The organism is Zobellia alginiliquefaciens (genome assembly GCF_029323795.1).
Lineage (GTDB): Bacteria > Bacteroidota > Bacteroidia > Flavobacteriales > Flavobacteriaceae > Zobellia > Zobellia alginiliquefaciens.
The window spans coordinates 276597-292219 of sequence record NZ_CP119758.1; the positions used below are offsets into that span (position 1 = coordinate 276597).

Annotated in this window: 16 protein-coding genes; 5 read left to right on the forward strand and 11 right to left on the reverse strand. The window is 40.2% G+C overall.

Features of this window, described 5'->3' with window-relative positions:
• Nucleotides 1–6: 6 nt before the first annotated feature.
• The 3 genes from P0077_RS01205 to P0077_RS01215 all read right to left on the reverse strand — a co-directional run bounded on the left by P0077_RS01205 (nt 7) and on the right by P0077_RS01215 (nt 1341).
• A complete protein-coding gene (locus P0077_RS01205; protein WP_276167360.1) occupies nt 7–219 on the reverse strand; it encodes an SRPBCC domain-containing protein in 213 nt (70 codons plus the stop codon).
• 271 nt (nt 220–490) lie between these two features.
• On the reverse strand, nt 491–817 hold the full coding sequence (locus tag P0077_RS01210; RefSeq protein WP_276167361.1) for a nuclear transport factor 2-like protein: 327 nt from the start codon (nt 815–817) through the stop codon (nt 491–493).
• Nucleotides 814–1341: a DinB family protein gene (locus tag P0077_RS01215; RefSeq protein ID WP_276167362.1), complete on the reverse strand. Its 528-nt coding sequence runs from the start codon at nt 1339–1341 to the stop codon at nt 814–816. Before P0077_RS01215 ends, P0077_RS01210 begins: the two co-directional genes overlap by 4 nt.
• Before the next feature lie 136 nt (nt 1342–1477).
• Between P0077_RS01215 and P0077_RS01220 the strand changes: the two genes are divergently transcribed.
• Complete coding sequence (locus P0077_RS01220) at nt 1478–2464, forward strand: GlxA family transcriptional regulator (protein WP_276167363.1); 987 nt, start codon at nt 1478–1480, stop codon at nt 2462–2464.
• A 399-nt stretch (nt 2465–2863) separates the two neighbouring features.
• Here the strand turns inward: P0077_RS01220 and P0077_RS01225 are convergent, their stop codons facing one another.
• Nucleotides 2864–3277 carry a hypothetical protein gene (locus tag P0077_RS01225; protein ID WP_276167364.1) on the reverse strand — a complete coding sequence of 138 codons (414 nt, stop codon included), beginning with the start codon at nt 3275–3277 and terminating at the stop codon, nt 2864–2866.
• 621 nt (nt 3278–3898) lie between these two features.
• On the opposite strand from P0077_RS01225, the gene P0077_RS01230 reads away from it, so the two are divergent.
• Nucleotides 3899–4729: an AraC family transcriptional regulator gene (locus P0077_RS01230; protein WP_349292968.1), complete on the forward strand. Its 831-nt coding sequence runs from the start codon at nt 3899–3901 to the stop codon at nt 4727–4729.
• A 268-nt stretch (nt 4730–4997) separates the two neighbouring features.
• Nucleotides 4998–5432: a BLUF domain-containing protein gene (locus tag P0077_RS01235; RefSeq protein ID WP_276167366.1), complete on the forward strand. Its 435-nt coding sequence runs from the start codon at nt 4998–5000 to the stop codon at nt 5430–5432.
• Between the two features lie 407 nt (nt 5433–5839).
• On the opposite strand, the gene P0077_RS01240 is transcribed toward P0077_RS01235, so the two are convergent.
• Both P0077_RS01240 and P0077_RS01245 read right to left on the reverse strand, forming a co-directional pair.
• Nucleotides 5840–6052 carry a hypothetical protein gene (locus tag P0077_RS01240; protein ID WP_276167367.1) on the reverse strand — a complete coding sequence of 71 codons (213 nt, stop codon included), beginning with the start codon at nt 6050–6052 and terminating at the stop codon, nt 5840–5842.
• An 81-nt stretch (nt 6053–6133) separates the two neighbouring features.
• A complete protein-coding gene (locus P0077_RS01245) occupies nt 6134–6358 on the reverse strand; it encodes a hypothetical protein (protein ID WP_276167368.1) in 225 nt (74 codons plus the stop codon).
• 546 nt (nt 6359–6904) lie between these two features.
• On the opposite strand from P0077_RS01245, the gene P0077_RS01250 reads away from it, so the two are divergent.
• Entirely contained in the window at nt 6905–7348 is a 444-nt protein-coding gene (locus P0077_RS01250) for a DUF2243 domain-containing protein (protein WP_276167369.1), read from the forward strand.
• A gap of 462 nt (nt 7349–7810) precedes the next feature.
• Nucleotides 7811–8986: a PQQ-dependent sugar dehydrogenase gene (locus tag P0077_RS01255; protein WP_276167370.1), complete on the forward strand. Its 1176-nt coding sequence runs from the start codon at nt 7811–7813 to the stop codon at nt 8984–8986.
• 164 nt (nt 8987–9150) lie between these two features.
• Here the strand turns inward: P0077_RS01255 and P0077_RS01260 are convergent, their stop codons facing one another.
• From P0077_RS01260 to P0077_RS01280, 5 genes are all read right to left on the reverse strand, one after another.
• On the reverse strand, nt 9151–10311 hold the full coding sequence (locus P0077_RS01260) for a zinc-dependent alcohol dehydrogenase (protein ID WP_276167371.1): 1161 nt from the start codon (nt 10309–10311) through the stop codon (nt 9151–9153).
• Between the two features lie 189 nt (nt 10312–10500).
• Nucleotides 10501–10950: a hypothetical protein gene (locus P0077_RS01265; protein ID WP_276167372.1), complete on the reverse strand. Its 450-nt coding sequence runs from the start codon at nt 10948–10950 to the stop codon at nt 10501–10503.
• A 1-nt stretch (nt 10951) separates the two neighbouring features.
• The gene (locus tag P0077_RS01270; RefSeq protein WP_349292969.1) at nt 10952–11989 is read right to left on the reverse strand and encodes an SDR family NAD(P)-dependent oxidoreductase; all 1038 of its coding nucleotides are present in this window, start codon (nt 11987–11989) and stop codon (nt 10952–10954) included.
• 549 nt (nt 11990–12538) lie between these two features.
• Nucleotides 12539–13612, reverse strand: coding sequence for an AI-2E family transporter (locus P0077_RS01275; RefSeq protein ID WP_276167373.1), 1074 nt, complete (start codon nt 13610–13612; stop codon nt 12539–12541).
• A gap of 1112 nt (nt 13613–14724) precedes the next feature.
• Nucleotides 14725–15210, reverse strand: coding sequence for a YciE/YciF ferroxidase family protein (locus P0077_RS01280; RefSeq protein ID WP_276167374.1), 486 nt, complete (start codon nt 15208–15210; stop codon nt 14725–14727).
• Nucleotides 15211–15623 lie beyond the last annotated feature (413 nt).

Genomic DNA, 15623 nt, shown 5'->3' on the forward strand with positions numbered 1-15623 from the left:
ATTGGTTTAATTTTCGCAATACGTTTTCAATCGCAACAAAAACATAGCCCAATTATAGTTACACCAACCGTAAAATTCAGTGCGTTCTTTCCAATCATAATGTTTTAACCTTACCGTGGTGGTATCGTTTTTTTCAGTCAACTCAAAAGACACTTTGGTTCCTATCCACTCTTCATCAGAAATGATACACTCCCAAACAATTTTATTGTTTTCTTCCAATTCAACTGTTTTGAACTTGGTAATGTATCATTCATAAAATCAAACTCATTTATAAAGCCAACTTCAGGTTTTACTTTAAGTTTTTTGTCCATACGCTTCCCAATCCTTCTTCTGAAGTAAGTGTCTTGTAGACAATTGCTTTCGGTGCTTTTATGTAATTGATGTGCTCAATGCTTTCCATTCTCTATGTCAGTTTTATTAAATTATCAGTTGTTACAATTATGAATAGTAAAATTCTAATATTCTGTGCCTTTAAGTCTGACTTATTGTTTTAGAGGTTTCCGTAGTACACTTTAATAGTGATGATTTTTCCATCCTTGATTTTAAAATATTCTGCATTTTCAATTTCACGCTTGTCATACGTTATTGCCTTGTAGCTTAGAAAAGCTTCATTTGTGTTTTCGATGAACTTCAAGATGTGATACCGTTCTACACTTTCGTTAAATCCCCAACACCTTTCCAAATATGCAATCTTATCCAGCCTGTTGTCGTGAGGACTACTGAATTCTAATCTGTCATCGAGAAGGTTCTCTAAAGCTGCTTTATTACTTCTTTCGTAACAGGAGAAATAGGTTTGAATTGGATCAAGAGTTTTCATTTTGGCTTCATCTCTTTAAGGTTATTTAATACAATAATATTCTCTAATTGATGAAGGTGTCTTTGGGTGTGGTAGATGTTGAACCAAATCCATTCGAACCTTGTGAATTCGCCATATTCCGGAATTGCATAATCCATACAGGTTACAGATAAATCACTGTTTACTATAACCTCTTTGATTTGCTCGATCCTTTCTTCTAACCCCTTGATTAAATCTTTTTTGACGATTCTTTCCTCAGATGGTAAAATTGCCTTTGGTGAATCCATCTTAATCGAAGTATCCAAAAAGAGGATTTTAATCGGTTCTAATTTTTGGTCAATTGGTCTTACTGTTTTTTTAGTATTTCCGTTTAATGTCTGCACCGACGCATAGGATTTGAAGATATGCTCACCAATCTGCCCTGCTGACCAGCGCTGTTTGATACGATAATTTAGCTGGGTTTCCGATAAGGGTACGAGTACTTTCAACATATTAGATGTTACTTTTTGAAACTCTTTAACCGTATCTTCTCTTGAACAATACATTTATTAATACCATTAAGCTATTACACCTCAAAGATAAAAGGGGATAAGCACACTAAAAAGGTGTATTTATGTCAATCATACGGGTTGATTGCGACAATCTTATTTTTTATCTTAGGTGCAATAATTTTATTATAATATGAAACATGTATCCATTCTAGTTCCAAAAGGGCATTTGAGCGTAGTTAACATTGCCGGTACCCACCAAATGTTAGCATGGGTCAACAATTTCATGAAAGAATCCGGTAAAGAGCCATTGTTTCATATGCAATTGGTAGGACTTGATAAATATCCGGACAATGCCAACGGTCCTTTCCCAATACTTCCAGAGGTACTGATCGACGATATTGAGAAGACGGATTTGATTATCCTCCCAGCAATTCACTCGGATTTTAATAAAAGTATAATCGAAAATAGAGAATTAGTGCCGTGGTTACTTAAGCACTACTCACAAAATGCAGAAATTGCTAGCCTGTGCATCTCCTCTTTTTTTCTTGCCTCAACAGGATTATTGGATGGAAAACCCTGTTCGACCCATTGGCAATCGGCTAATTTATTTAAAGAACTATTTCCAAATGTTATCTTGACCGATGAAAAAATCGTAACTGAGGCAGAGGGAATTTACACGAGTGGAGGTGCGTACGCCTTTACCAACCTTATTATATATTTGATTGAAAAATACGCTGGTCGCGAAGTTGCTATTATGGCCGCTAAAGGATTCATGATTGATATAGACCGAAGTAGTCAATCACCTTTTATGATATTTATCGGACAGAAAACGCACAAGGATACAAAGGTACTTATGGCCCAAGAGTTTATAGAAAACAACTATAGCCAAAAAATTACGGTAAACGACATTTGTAAAATGGTAGCGCTCAGCCGTCGAACTCTTGAACGCCGCTTTAAGAAAGCAACTTCTAATAGTATTTTGGAATATCATCAGCGTGTTAAAATAGAGGCTGCAAAAAAACAACTTGAGAAAGGAGGAAAAACTATAAGTGAAGTCATGTACGAGGTAGGGTATTCCGATCCCAAAGCATTTCGGGATGTCTTCAGGAAATATACCGATATGAGACCCTTGGACTATCTGCAGAAATACAGTATACCTCCTATCACCATGTCATAGTTTATTCCTCGATTAAACCTACAACCCCGCGTGGTTTGGGAATAACATGGCCGCTACGTTTGTGTCTCTTATGCCACGCTGCAAAATATAGGCTTATTCCTACTTTAATTCGAAGCTACACGAAATTTTATAGCACCATCACTATGACTTTCTGGTCCATTACCTCTTTTGTAGTTATTGGCATCGTGAGTTTACGATGAATCAAAATTTTGCAGCGCAATCGTAGACTATTATTTGTTTGGTTTATAGTATTAAACAATTTTGATTAGAGGAACAACCGTCTGGCCAACTACTTCGGGACTTCAATTACCATTAGCCGTCACATTGCCCGTTTGCCATAACAAACCATAACGATTGCCTCTAATCTGGGGAACTACCCTTTTTATATACTTTTTACATCTATACGATCGTATCTTCCCGCTTTATTTTTTTACGGACTTCACTATTGTCGTCAGTAAGTTTTCGATGATATATATAAGAAACACTTGCCAGCCCCCCGAGTACAAGACCAAAAAGTGTTTGGTCATCTCTACCCTCTTCTAGGGCAGCTAATGTTGCAAATATCAGGTTGAAGAGTACACTCCCATATATACACTCTTTTACGATGGGGTGCCAATTTGATACCATCAACATAAAAGCCCCCGTTATTTTAAGGACGACTAGTGGATAAAGAAAAAAATCTGAATAGTCAAAAATCCTAATTTGTACATGAATGTACTCCGGTGCGAACAGAAGCATGCTTAGCGGATATATGCCTTCACATAAAAAAATGATGCTAGTGGTGACCCACCATATAATTTGGTTTTTTGACATTGTTTTTTTAGCTACCCGTATTCGCCCGTAAAAATCTATAAAACCTGTTGCCCAAAATAGAACAAACCCGACATAGATTCTTAATGTTTTGTTATTTTCGACAACGAAATTAAGCGACCGGATTGTAAAATGGAATGTGGAGATACGACATCTGAAAAGGGAGATTGCGCCAAATATGCTGGTCTGATGCTATAGTGATGAGAGTAGACATTTTATTCCGTCACATGACCTAAAGCTCATGTCTCCTATTATAGGAACACCTAATATGCTGATCCTTTTCAGTTTATCTCCTTCTCCAAAATACATGCATATATCTTCTAGAAATAGATGGAATATAAGGAAGCAACCCTTACTATACTTTTGCATCAACCTATTGTATGGATATCTTTACCGCAATAGGGATGAAGACTATCAACCGTACCTAGATTACATCGGGAAGAATTACCGGTCAAAAATAATTTGTGTTCATTACATTCCCGCAATAACTATTTATCAAGATAAACATGCTGTCCACCTATATACTTTATATAATTCAAGGAAAATACCAACAAAGGAATCAAATGGATTTATAAAATCAACCCCAAATCTTATCTCCCAAATTGGCAATCGCCAAGTTAATACATGCATCAACAGTTCTTCTACTCCCCCGCCCCCATACTGCGACCATATATAAGATATTTCTGGACCTTTAGCAATAGGAAAGATACAAATGGCTATATGCCATTACATATTATGGCCGACCGCTACCCAAAACTTATTATACAACACATGCATGGGGATAGTGGAATTATGCGAGACAATAAAACCACCGTACCCCATGCATATGTGTCCGGGATTATAACGCATCCGCTATCCTATCAGATAAGGGAACAATATGCTCACCTCGGTGTTTGTTTTTACCCTGATGCACTTCCTCAGATTTTTAAAATATCGGCCGAAAATTTTACAGATACTTGTCTCAGCCTTTCAGAACTGATACCTCCATGTAGCTACCTCAAATTAATAGAGGCAAAAACGATACAGCAAAAAATACAAATTTTAAGCTCATTTTTTTGCGAACGGGTATTGGATCGTTCCAGTTTAAAACCAAGTGCGGTCGTAAAGAAAATACTGTACCCTTCGGAGCAAATCGACAATTTCGCGGTCAAGAGCACCGCCCTGGAACAAAACGTCTCGGAAAGAACGCTAGAAAGAAAATTTAAGTTTGCAGTGGGAGTTTCTCCAAAAAAATACCTGCAACTACAAAGATTCGAAAGGACGTATCAGAACCTCAGCACCAAAAATATCACATCCATGGCACAAATAGGCTACCAAAATGGTTTCGCGGACCATTCTCATTTCATACGCGACTTTAAGCGTCATGCAGGAATGTTGCCCACAGCCTTTGTCAAGAATGTGCATGACGAAAGGGAATACAACAATCTCTTGATATGGAACTATACCAACGATTAAAAATACAACATCTGTTGGATCTGTCCTTACCATTTCATAGCATTCATTAAACAATATAAACAGTTAATATGCTGGGGGCGTATAGGGAAAAAACTGAGCTCCATAATTTCCAATTATACCAAGTAGACAAACACTTTTTTGACAGTGATGAAGCAGTGGTTTACAGTCCTAAAAACGAAAATTTGGCAGCGGCAGGTACTATTTTTAAACTGGATAATAATTATTTATTCTGTTTTTTCGCATAAATTTACAGCTAAAGTAGTTTTATATGTATACACTAACCTATCACTCCAAAGCCATAGATACTCTTGTACAGACGGATATTGAGGATATATTGCAAGTAGCCCGCTCCTTTAATGCTTCTCAAGGAATTACCGGATGTCTAATTTACTATGATGACCGTTTTATTCAAATCTTAGAAGGCCCGGAAATGAAAGTCAAGGAGCTTTACGAAAATATCAAGAAGGATAAAAGGCACGATGCGGTAACCTTGTTTTCTGAAGATCTTATTGCTGAACGCAATTTTCCGGATTGGGGTATGGCATACTTTCCAGTAAACGAACAAAATGCAAGTGAACAAGAGCACGAGCAGTTCAAGAGAAACCTGCTATTGCTTGCTAAACTGTCAACGCCAACCAACGTTACTGCTGTATTGTTTTGGAAACGGATGAGGTCACTTTTTGCCGAAAGAGAAATTGATTAAGTCTCCTCCCAGCGTACCGATAATAGGTCCGACATGGTACGCATTTATGAAAATCGATAAAATAACGCACCATAAACTATAATAAAACTAGGGAAATCCCGTACAACTGAGTGTAAAGTTTTAGACATTCATATATCGATAGGACCATCCCAGGTTGAGCATATCCATTCACACTTAAAAGAAACCTACTTTCGGTAGGTTCCATCATAAACGATACGTCCTAAAATCACCTAATTGGATACAGTAGTGAAACACATCTGTATCCAATTTTCGTGACCATACGGCACGTGGTGGATTACATTAGCGGTAAATAGCAATCTTCAAATCTTTCATCCAGCCCGGTAAGCTATATGTTTTCCGCTGCATATTTTGTAGACCTTACCTTAGTTTATGGCATATGCCGTCTCCTATAGAGTCTTTACCAACTGCTTTCGTAGCTGATTCTGAAACAAAGCGACAGTCCTTTCCTGATAAGCCTCCGGTATACCCTGTTGCAGTATCCATTCATTGAGTGCCAACTCCATACTTGGAAGCCGGAATTCACTAATAAGGCACAATAATGCCGCTTCCTTAGTGTTTTTGTCCATCTGAGTGAACATTCTTAAGATGTTATCGGTCACATTATACGATTTAGGAGAGACAAATTTATTCAAAAATGGACTTTGGAAAAAACTTAATCGCCATACGGGAACCATTATTTTTTAAGGTCCTGGTTTTAAAAATATTAACGCCAGTTGTTCAACCATGGACATAAGCTGGGCGCCGATCATGTGGATATCTATACTATCCATCTCGAAATCATGTTCCATATAGACCGCCTGTTTCTCCGTATATGGCTTTACCGGTTCTTTATCTATACTATTGGCATGCTGCCAAATGACATTGCCCCGCTTGCCCAACATTTTCCGAATTACCGATGAGGGCATCTGCGAAACTTTTCCTATTTGCCGTATGCCTATACTCGATAAAAACTGGAAAGTGGCATCCCCGATGTTCGGCAATCTTTGTATCGGATGCTCCTCAACAGACTTCCGATATAAGAATCCGATGGGGCAAAATGCTTTTCTTATCGTAATTCCGAACATGAAACCATTTATATAGCTGACAGCTCTGAGGTATATCTTCTAACGTACCGCATTTCTATCCTTTCAGATTGATTTGCTATGAATGGTTGCTATAATTAGGAAACTTGTATTTTTTAAAAAGAACATAATGCACTATGACCGATTAAATTTTATAAATATGAAATCAGCAATATTAGGTTGTATTAACTGTAATAAGGAGGTACAGCAGTTACTATACGATAATGACTTTCTTCCCAATCTATTTACAATAATAAGTGGATTCCTTATTCTGGGTGTAATTGTAATGGCCTTTGCATATTTTCATTTCAACATTATAAAAAACATTCGAGTCTCTATCAAGATTCCGCATTTTTAAATCCAGTTCCATTATCAACAACATCAATAATATTGGGAATAGGAATAGGAGGCTTCATCGATGGTATTTTACTGCACCAGATTTTACAATGGCACGGTATAGTATCCAATAAACTGCCAATAGACACTGTCGTAGGTAAATCTGTAAATATGTTCTGGGACGGTATTTTTCATGTTGTCACTTTGTCAGCCGTATTCATTGGTATTGCTTCATTAGTTAGATTACTAAAAAGAAAAAACATAAACCCGTCCATAAACCTTTTTTGGGGAGGACTTTCTGCAGGGTGGGGAATATTTAACTTAGTAGAAGGATTGATTCATCACCATATACTTAAACTACATAACGTACATGAATTTTCGGATAATCAAGATATTTGGAATTATGGATTCCTTGCTAGTGGAGTTGTATTAATAATTGTCGGTTATTTATTTATGTACAATCGTTCCTATTATACTACGGGCTTACAAGAAACTTGATATTAAAGAGCAGTATTGGCGTTTCAAATTGATGCTTGTGAATGCGGGATTTAATCTACTCAACGATATAAGCAACCCATCACAATTTAAACCTATGGAAGCTTCGACGCCAAATATAGTGGAGATCAAATTGATTTTGTTGTCACATTGAACAGTTCCACATAGTATTTCTGATTGTAGAACATGGGAGTCTCCACTATAGGACTTGAACAGGTCAAATTGCGAATTTGATAACTATCGTTCTCCTTTACAGTGCTCAACTCAAGCATTATCCAGATTATAGGGAAACACTATGCAGGGAATGCAAAACGTGATATCCTCACGCTATTTATAAGTCCTAAATAGACCATATAACCTCACAAAATTTCTTATAGAGCCAACCAAAATAGGAAATGAATTAATCCTCATGCCTTTTTTCATTCATCTTTGAAGGAATCATTTCATTAATAACCACTTAAAAGTATGAAACATCTCATAGTAGCATCGTTCTTAAGCATAATTATTAGTTACCCACTCTCTGCCCAAGAGAAAAAAGAACCTATCGAACAAGAAGTGATAGGACACATTTATAAACCGAAAAATAAGAAACCTACCTCAAAATTAATAAAGGACCTAAAGCTTCCTAAAGGCTTTAAAATAGATATATACGCAAAGGACCTGGGGTCTCCTAGAATGATGGCACAAAGCTCAAATGGTAATATTTACGTTACCCGCCGTGAAGGAGATATACTAAAACTTACCGACTCCAATAACGATGGAAAGGCGGACAAGAGAGATACCGTGCTCACCAAAAAGAACGTTCATGGAATCGATATACAAAGAGACTCAGTATACCTTATAACCGTGAATGAAGTTTTCAAGACAAAAATAGATTCCTTCGGTAATTTTGATAAGCTTACTCCATTAGTGAAGGACCTGCCGGATGGTGGACAGCATAACAACAGGACCTTGGCAATGGGTCCTGACGGTGACCTGTATGTCTCCGTAGGAAGCACGTGCAACGCCTGTGCAGAAACTAGAGAAGAAAACGCAACAATTATTCGGGTTGACCCTCATAGCGGTGCTTATAGAATTTTCGCAAAAGGATTGAGGAATACAATAGGTTTTGACTGGCAACCTGGATCGGATATACTCTACGGGATGGACCATGGGATAGATTGGTTAGGAGACAATGATCAAAAAGAGGAGCTCAATAAAATTGTCGAAGGGGGGCATTATGGATGGCCTTATATTTACGCTGACGGAAAATTCAATAAGGCCGACGAACCAAAAGATATGAACTGGCAAGAATTTGCAAAAAAAACTACTGAACCAGAACTGTTGTTCACTGCCCATAGTTCTCCCTTGGATTTTATCTTCTATAGAGGCGACATGTTTCCTCCGGCATACAAAAACAAGGCCCTGGTATCCTTCCGGGGTTCTTGGAACCGCCTACCGGCTTCCGGCTACAAGATAATCTCCGTAAACTTCCAAAACAACAGGCCTGTAGGTGAAGAGGATTTGGTAACCGGTTTTTTGGCGGATGACGGCAAATCACAATTTGCCCGCTTAGCGGGACTACTGGAACTAATGGACGGCTCGGTACTTGCCTGCGATGATGAAAATGGTATTATCTACAGGATAACATATCAAAAATAAGGGAGCAGTTCTGAAGAAACCGGTATAGTTTCTTCTCTCTTGGCAATACCAAAATTGACTTGATATGTACACCATACCAATGGACTAATTTTAGCGGATTGATAACTCCTAAATAGCGAAATCCCGATGGACAAATCCAAATTTCACCCCTGGTCTTTTACGGATCAGGATTTCCTAGGATACAGGACCACTTTTACACAGTTATCCTTTTTCTTATTAAAAATATCATAACCATGGGATGCCTCGCTCAGAGGGAGCTTATGGGTGATAATGTCATCGAGTGTGACCTCCCGGTTCTTAAGGTGCTCCAATAGCCGGTCTATATATTTTTGTACGGGGGCCTGGCCCGATTCCAATCTCAGTCCCTTCTCAAATATTTTTCCCAAGGGAAAATCCCCATAATTGGTCCCGTAAACGCCCACCACTGAAACTGTGCCTCCTCTACGGACCGCACTTAAACATAATTTTAGGGCATTGATGGTTCCGCTCTGCAAGTGCACTGCAGCCTTAACACGGTCCAGCACATTCCTGTCCGCCTCCATACCGACCGCATCGACCACCACGTCCGCACCACGTCCGCCTGTCATTTCCCGAATTTTTTCCACGGACCCGTCGGCCATCATCGTTTCGGCCCTCGCAGTTTTCTTTGCGATATCCAATCGGTACTGTTCCACATCCACTCCGATGACCCGGCCGGCCCCCTTCAGCCAGGCAGCTTTTTGGGCCATAAGCCCAACCGGCCCGCAGCCAAACACCGCCACGGTCTCGCCTCCCTTAAGTTCCGCTCTTTCTATGGCCGCATAGCCCGTAGGGAAAATGTCGGTCATGAACAGCACCTCTTCGTCCGTAAAATCGTCGGATACTTTTCTGGGACCTACGTCAGCATAGGGAACGCGCACATATTCCGCTTGTCCCCCAGGGTAGCCGCCATACAGGTCGGTGTAGCCAAATAGAGCTCCCCCCTTCTGTTTAAAAACGCCACCTTCAGGACCATAGTGCTCAGGATTCGAATTTTCACAGTGGGGAAAATCCCCATGGTCGCAGAAAAAGCACTCCCCGCAGGAAATTGGGAAAGGAACGACTACACGGTCGCCTTTCTTTAAATTCCGTACTTCGCTGCCTACTTCCTCTACGATTCCCATAAACTCATGTCCGAGAACCATATTGGACAGTTGAGGAAACTGGAAATTGTATATGTGCAGATCTGATCCGCAAATGGCCGTGGCCGTTACTCGCACGATGGCATCATGCGGGTGTTCAATTACAGGGTCGTCGACCTTCTCTACCCTTACATCTCTGAATTTATGGAATACTAATGCTTTCATATGTAATTAATTTACCAGTTCGGCGGAAGAGACTTGGCCTAACAACTGTTCGCCCATAGTCTGATAAACCTTCCCGCCGCCGTGTTTAATATTAAATTTTATAATACCCGTGTTACTTTCCAAGTTTTTTTTGAACTGATCAATCTTTGAATTTACAGATAGTAGAAAAATGGGCTAAAGCTCATTTCCCTAAGAATTGCTTAATTTTCGAATCACTTTGTAGGTCACGGCAGACGAGACCCCAAAAACGATATGGGCTTTAAACAAATGCCTTATATACTTTTGAAAATCGGTACGAGGTGGGTTAGGGTGTCCCTTGAGGGCCGTACACCAAGCAGCCATACCAAGTAAGCCGCTGGGGACACCTAGCAGAAGACCACTAGCAGCTCCCGGTCGAAGAGCGCTATTTTTCCAGAACCTATCATAAGCCATATTAAAAAAGGCTCCTATGGCATAATGCGCTACCCACCCTAAACGGGCCGCGGTGCTAAGCGGGATTTTTTCCGGTGCCGTATCTCGGATAAATTTCCCGAGTAGTAAAGGTTCCCTAAACTGTTCCCGCTGTTTTTTGGATTTACGATAGCTATAGATCGTCATTAGACTCGTTCCGGCTATACTGCATAAAAGTATTCTCCACATCTTATTGTCTTTTTTTTAAGCGTTCATTGTTTCTTTTCTCGGCATCTGTTGTTTTGGAGGTAAGCATGGACTTTGTAATATCCGATTCACTTTCGTAACCTTTATGGGTATCAGCGCTATCGGCATGAGAGTCCACCGTACCGGGCAAAAGTTTGTCGGCAACGTCAAAAAAAGATAAATTTATTCCTGGAACCAAACCCTCCATGGCCATCGCAAGTTTAGCCGGCAGACCTAGCCCGATTACCTTTTTACCATATTTCATAGCCTTGATAATCTTGGCGGCCGCCTTTTCGGCGTCCATGGACAATCCAGGTAGGGAATCGGATACTTTGAACCATGCATACTCCTTTTTATGCCGCCCTTTAACATCTATATTCCGTGGGCTCCCGGTCCGCATTAGCCCTGGATATACCGAAGTGACCCGTATATTGTTCCGGCCCAATTCCGAGGTGATTCCTTCTGAAAAGCCGGCCAGTGCAAACTTGCTCACAGTGTAAGGAAGAAGATGTGGGAAACTCACCTTCCCGTTAATAGAGGCAATATTTACGATGCGTCCTTGGCCGCTCGCCTTCATACCTGGTAAGGCTTCTTTGATCAAATTAAATGGGGCCCAGAAATGTACGTTTATGGCCTGCCTGTAATCTTCTTCATTCATGTGCTCCATCGGGCCAACCTGAATAATCCCCGCATTGTTGATCAAAACTTCCACCTCTCCCCAGTGTCGCTGGATGTGGGACATCATTTCCTGTACCTGCACCTTATCAGTAACATTACAATTTATTCCAAGAAACTCAGATGTTAGTTCTGACAATTGCCTGCAGGCAGCGTCCAGTTCTTCCTGATTCCGTCCGCATATGGCCACCTTTGCCCCGGCCTGCGACAGCTGACGGGCCATTACCAACCCAAGTCCCCTAGTAGCCCCAGTAATAAGGATTACCCGCCCCGAAAGTTCGAGATGTCGCTTTTTCCTGTGCAAATGCCGTGCGGCCACTAAACCTCCAACAGCAACTGCTCCCCACATATAGCGGCTCAGTTTCATAACTAATTAGTAAAAATTTAGAAGGAAAACCACAATATGCATTTACGTGCATTGGCGAATGCAGGGTTGGGATTCTCCACATGAACTACGAGCGATAATAACCTCGACCGTGACAGAACATGCCGTTTTACTCAAAATTCATTTACAGTTCCCGATTTGGAAACTTGTTCTCGAAACTAGACCCAATGACCAATTGTAATTGACTTGATTCGTTTAAAAATTAGCCCGATTCCTTAAGGTAATTTAAATGCAAGGCTTCGATCAGCCCGCCGATTATTATGATGCGGGATTATGAGAAAATCACCTATAAATGGTAAACCCGACGTACTTGAGAGAGAAAGGCCGGTCACCATACAATACAAGCCGCTGTAATTTTATTAATATTATTTCCTGCTGTCTCGTTCCGGTGCACGAATCTTCCGAAATCCGACTGTTCGCAAAGAATCAATTTTGAAGGGTATAATGGTTTTGGATAAAGTGCCGTTGCAGTTCACTGTACCACCACCCACTTCTGACGCCCTTTGATACTTAACTGTTGTATCCTCTAGCCTAAGTAGCCGACTGATTCTCATTATTGTAATCATGCTTATGATCAGAGAGCAAATCCTCAATATAGACCTTCTTGATCAAAACTATTAATATAGCGACCAATGGAACGGCAAGGATAACACCAAGAACCCCTGTGAAAATTCCTAGGGTCACCTGTGCGATAAGTATTAATGCCATCGGAAGCGATATCATTTTTTTCTGAATCAACGGAGTCAACAAATTACTTTCAAGCGCTTGTACTGCGATGTACAACAGAACCACGTACAAAGCCGTCGTGGGACTCACCATAAATGCTAGCAAAAAGGCAGGAATCAGCGACAGTAACGGTCCGAAATTCGGAATAAAGCTGATAATGGCCGCAAAAATAGCCAAGGTTAAAGCTAAGGGTACCCCTAAAAGTACCAACCCAATACCGGTAAGTACCCCCACTATCAACATGGAAAGCAGCTTTCCAAGCAACCATTTTTGTAGCGTATGCCCCATTTCCACTAAAATTTCCCGGGCACGGTTCCTTCGCGTTTTAGGGAACAACACGACCATGCCCCTTAGATAGGCTTTGGGATCAACTGTAAAGAAAATGCCCAAAAAAACAACAATATAGACCGTACTCAGTGTCCCCCCCAGCGAACCGAACAATTGCTTGATTTGACCGCTTTCGGGTTGTAAATCCATTTCTTTTACCCGCTTGATTATAAAACTTCCGAACGTTGTATGCTCTATTTTGTTAAAGGTCTCGTCTGCAGCCCGTGGCAGCTGCTCTTCCAAAGAACTGACTTGTTGCGAAATGCTAGGCGCCAAGGCGAAGGAGATACCGACCATGGTACCCACCACAAGTAGCACAGAAACCAGAAGGGAGTATTTTTGGGATAAGGGAGTTTTCGATTGAATGAATTTGGCTATGCCTAAGAAAAATGCAGCCACCAAGATCCCCGCCAGTATAAGAAGAATCACCCGGAAACCGTTCAATAGTAACAGTGTAAATAGTACAGTTACCGTAACAATGCCAACCGTAACGAGGACCTTTCGGTTAAATTCCGTTGATATCAATGCCGAATTAGTTTTTCTATCTTTCATCGAAATCTTAGTTTAGTTGCCATCCGGTTGCATGGAATCAAAATCGCAATCGGTCTTTATAGCTTCATTGCCACCGGCGTCTAAATTCTGAAATATTCAATGATTCGGTTGGCTTCATCCCTTCCATTATTAATTCATAACCTCGGAACTCATTTAATCATCCTTTTAGCCAATGACTTCTTATTTTACTCATCGATAGGCTCTAAATATTTACATAAGCTGAAAATACTCATTAAAGGATGGAAGTTCATGGCTGTTATACAACTCTAATTTTGCCTAGTTCTAACATCCGGAAATCGACTTAACTACACCGAAAAACTTTGCCCGGTTTCCAAAAAACCGTTATAACGTCCGACCATCCCCTTAGCTTGGAAAGTGGCCGTCAACGGAATACATCTCTGAAGGTGCAGGTCCCACTTTTCGAGAATTATGTACACGTGGTCGCGCCTAACGACCATCCTTTCCTCTATCCTATCGACGTGCATTTTGGTAAAAAAGAGAAGGATTTCCGGCAACAGTGCGGTCCCCGAATGGTTGACTAACGACTAGGGGCACGGCCATGTCCAAAGGCAGTTATACCAGCTATCGGTTGTAGGTAGATGGACCTCCTGCCGACCGCCCACACAGACCACTGGGAAATTCCCTTGTCCCTCGCTTAAAGCGTATCCCTAAAAGTTAATATCCCTATTTGCACTCGTATTCCGGGAAACCAAAAAAAGGGTAATTAATATTTATTAAGCATAAGACTTTAAATCACAGTCATAGCATTCTGCAATAGACTTGAGGATTTTTCATGTTCAAAAAGCAAAGTTGATACTAGTATTCTTTGCATAATCTAGGGCATACTTACAAAGTGCGTCATAGAGTACGTAGGAGTTATCCAACTTTGCATCATATCAAGAACCGCGATGCAATAAGAAAAGCTTTGTCTTTGCTCGTTACAGAAATCATTAAAAATAGGTTTAGAATTTTTGGCATAATCATTCATACCGATATAGTGCACTTCGTAATCAATTTCAACATTTTCACTTTTAGCTATTACCGAAAAAACTAAAGTTTAGGTGTAAAAAAAGGGCACCTTAAAGGCGCCCAAGACTTGGTGAAAATGATTTTTAAGCCATAGCAGACTTATTCAATCGGCTCTCTGCCAACTTATTAAGCTTGTTATCGGCGGCGTATTCTTCATCTAGAGTTTCTTGAAGCTTTTTGGCCACATCTTTATGACCTAGTTCCTTGGCATATCTAATAGCCGTTCCATAACCTGAAATCTCATAATGCTCGACCCGTTGGGCTTCGGCAATAAGTCCGGCGTTTAACACGTCTTCATCCTCGACTTCTTCCATGAAATCCTGGGCTTCTTTAATCAATCCCTCCATAGCCTTGCATTTTTCCCCACTCGGTGAAAGGTTGAATTCTTTGCATATTTCCTCAATTCTTTTTTTCTGAACCTTGGTCTCTTCCAAGTGATCTTCAAATGCTTTTTTCAAATTGCTATCGGTTGCTTTATCCGCCATTTTGGACAAGGCATCCAATAATTGATTTTCTGCACTGAACAGGTCTTTTAATTGATGTTCAAATAATTGTTCCAAATTCTTCATAACATTTTATTTAAGGGTTAAATTCTTGCTTAAAAATATTCATATAAACCTATCATCTTTAACCCAAACAATAGTTTAATTATTCTAAATGAAGAAATTTAAAACTCATAAAACCGCATGCTTGGCCAAGGGGCGCAGGCATTAGGTGCTCGCTCTTAAATGAAGAGGAAACAAAGTAGGAAAGTCAACAATTCAGTTTCTAAATGAGCTGAATTCTTGGTCAAGTTGAATCTAATATCCGTCACGCTGGGATTTTTTAATTTACTAACCTTCCAGACCAACCGATTGATGGTTGTTTGCGAAATTTTGTACTTGGCAATACACCTATTGTACGGAAGTAGTCGTTAATCAAAGTCTTCTCATGTATACAATATACCAAGATTAATTACGTTTGGCCAATTGTACCACTTATA

Coding starts and splice junctions, on each gene's coding strand:
- P0077_RS01210 (WP_276167361.1), bottom strand. CDS start 817: ATGAAAACTCTTGATCCAATTCAAACCTATTTCTCCTGTTACGAAAGA.
- P0077_RS01215 (WP_276167362.1), bottom strand. CDS start 1,341: ATGTATTGTTCAAGAGAAGATACGGTTAAAGAGTTTCAAAAAGTAACA.
- P0077_RS01220 (WP_276167363.1), top strand. CDS start 1,478: ATGAAACATGTATCCATTCTAGTTCCAAAAGGGCATTTGAGCGTAGTT.
- P0077_RS01225 (WP_276167364.1), bottom strand. CDS start 3,277: ATGTCAAAAAACCAAATTATATGGTGGGTCACCACTAGCATCATTTTT.
- P0077_RS01230 (WP_349292968.1), top strand. CDS start 3,899: ATGCATCAACAGTTCTTCTACTCCCCCGCCCCCATACTGCGACCATAT.
- P0077_RS01235 (WP_276167366.1), top strand. CDS start 4,998: ATGTATACACTAACCTATCACTCCAAAGCCATAGATACTCTTGTACAG.
- P0077_RS01245 (WP_276167368.1), bottom strand. CDS start 6,358: ATGCCCTCATCGGTAATTCGGAAAATGTTGGGCAAGCGGGGCAATGTC.
- P0077_RS01255 (WP_276167370.1), top strand. CDS start 7,811: ATGAAACATCTCATAGTAGCATCGTTCTTAAGCATAATTATTAGTTAC.
- P0077_RS01260 (WP_276167371.1), bottom strand. CDS start 10,311: ATGAAAGCATTAGTATTCCATAAATTCAGAGATGTAAGGGTAGAGAAG.
- P0077_RS01265 (WP_276167372.1), bottom strand. CDS start 10,950: ATGTGGAGAATACTTTTATGCAGTATAGCCGGAACGAGTCTAATGACG.
- P0077_RS01270 (WP_349292969.1), bottom strand. CDS start 11,989: ATGAAACTGAGCCGCTATATGTGGGGAGCAGTTGCTGTTGGAGGTTTA.
- P0077_RS01275 (WP_276167373.1), bottom strand. CDS start 13,612: ATGAAAGATAGAAAAACTAATTCGGCATTGATATCAACGGAATTTAAC.
- P0077_RS01280 (WP_276167374.1), bottom strand. CDS start 15,210: ATGAAGAATTTGGAACAATTATTTGAACATCAATTAAAAGACCTGTTC.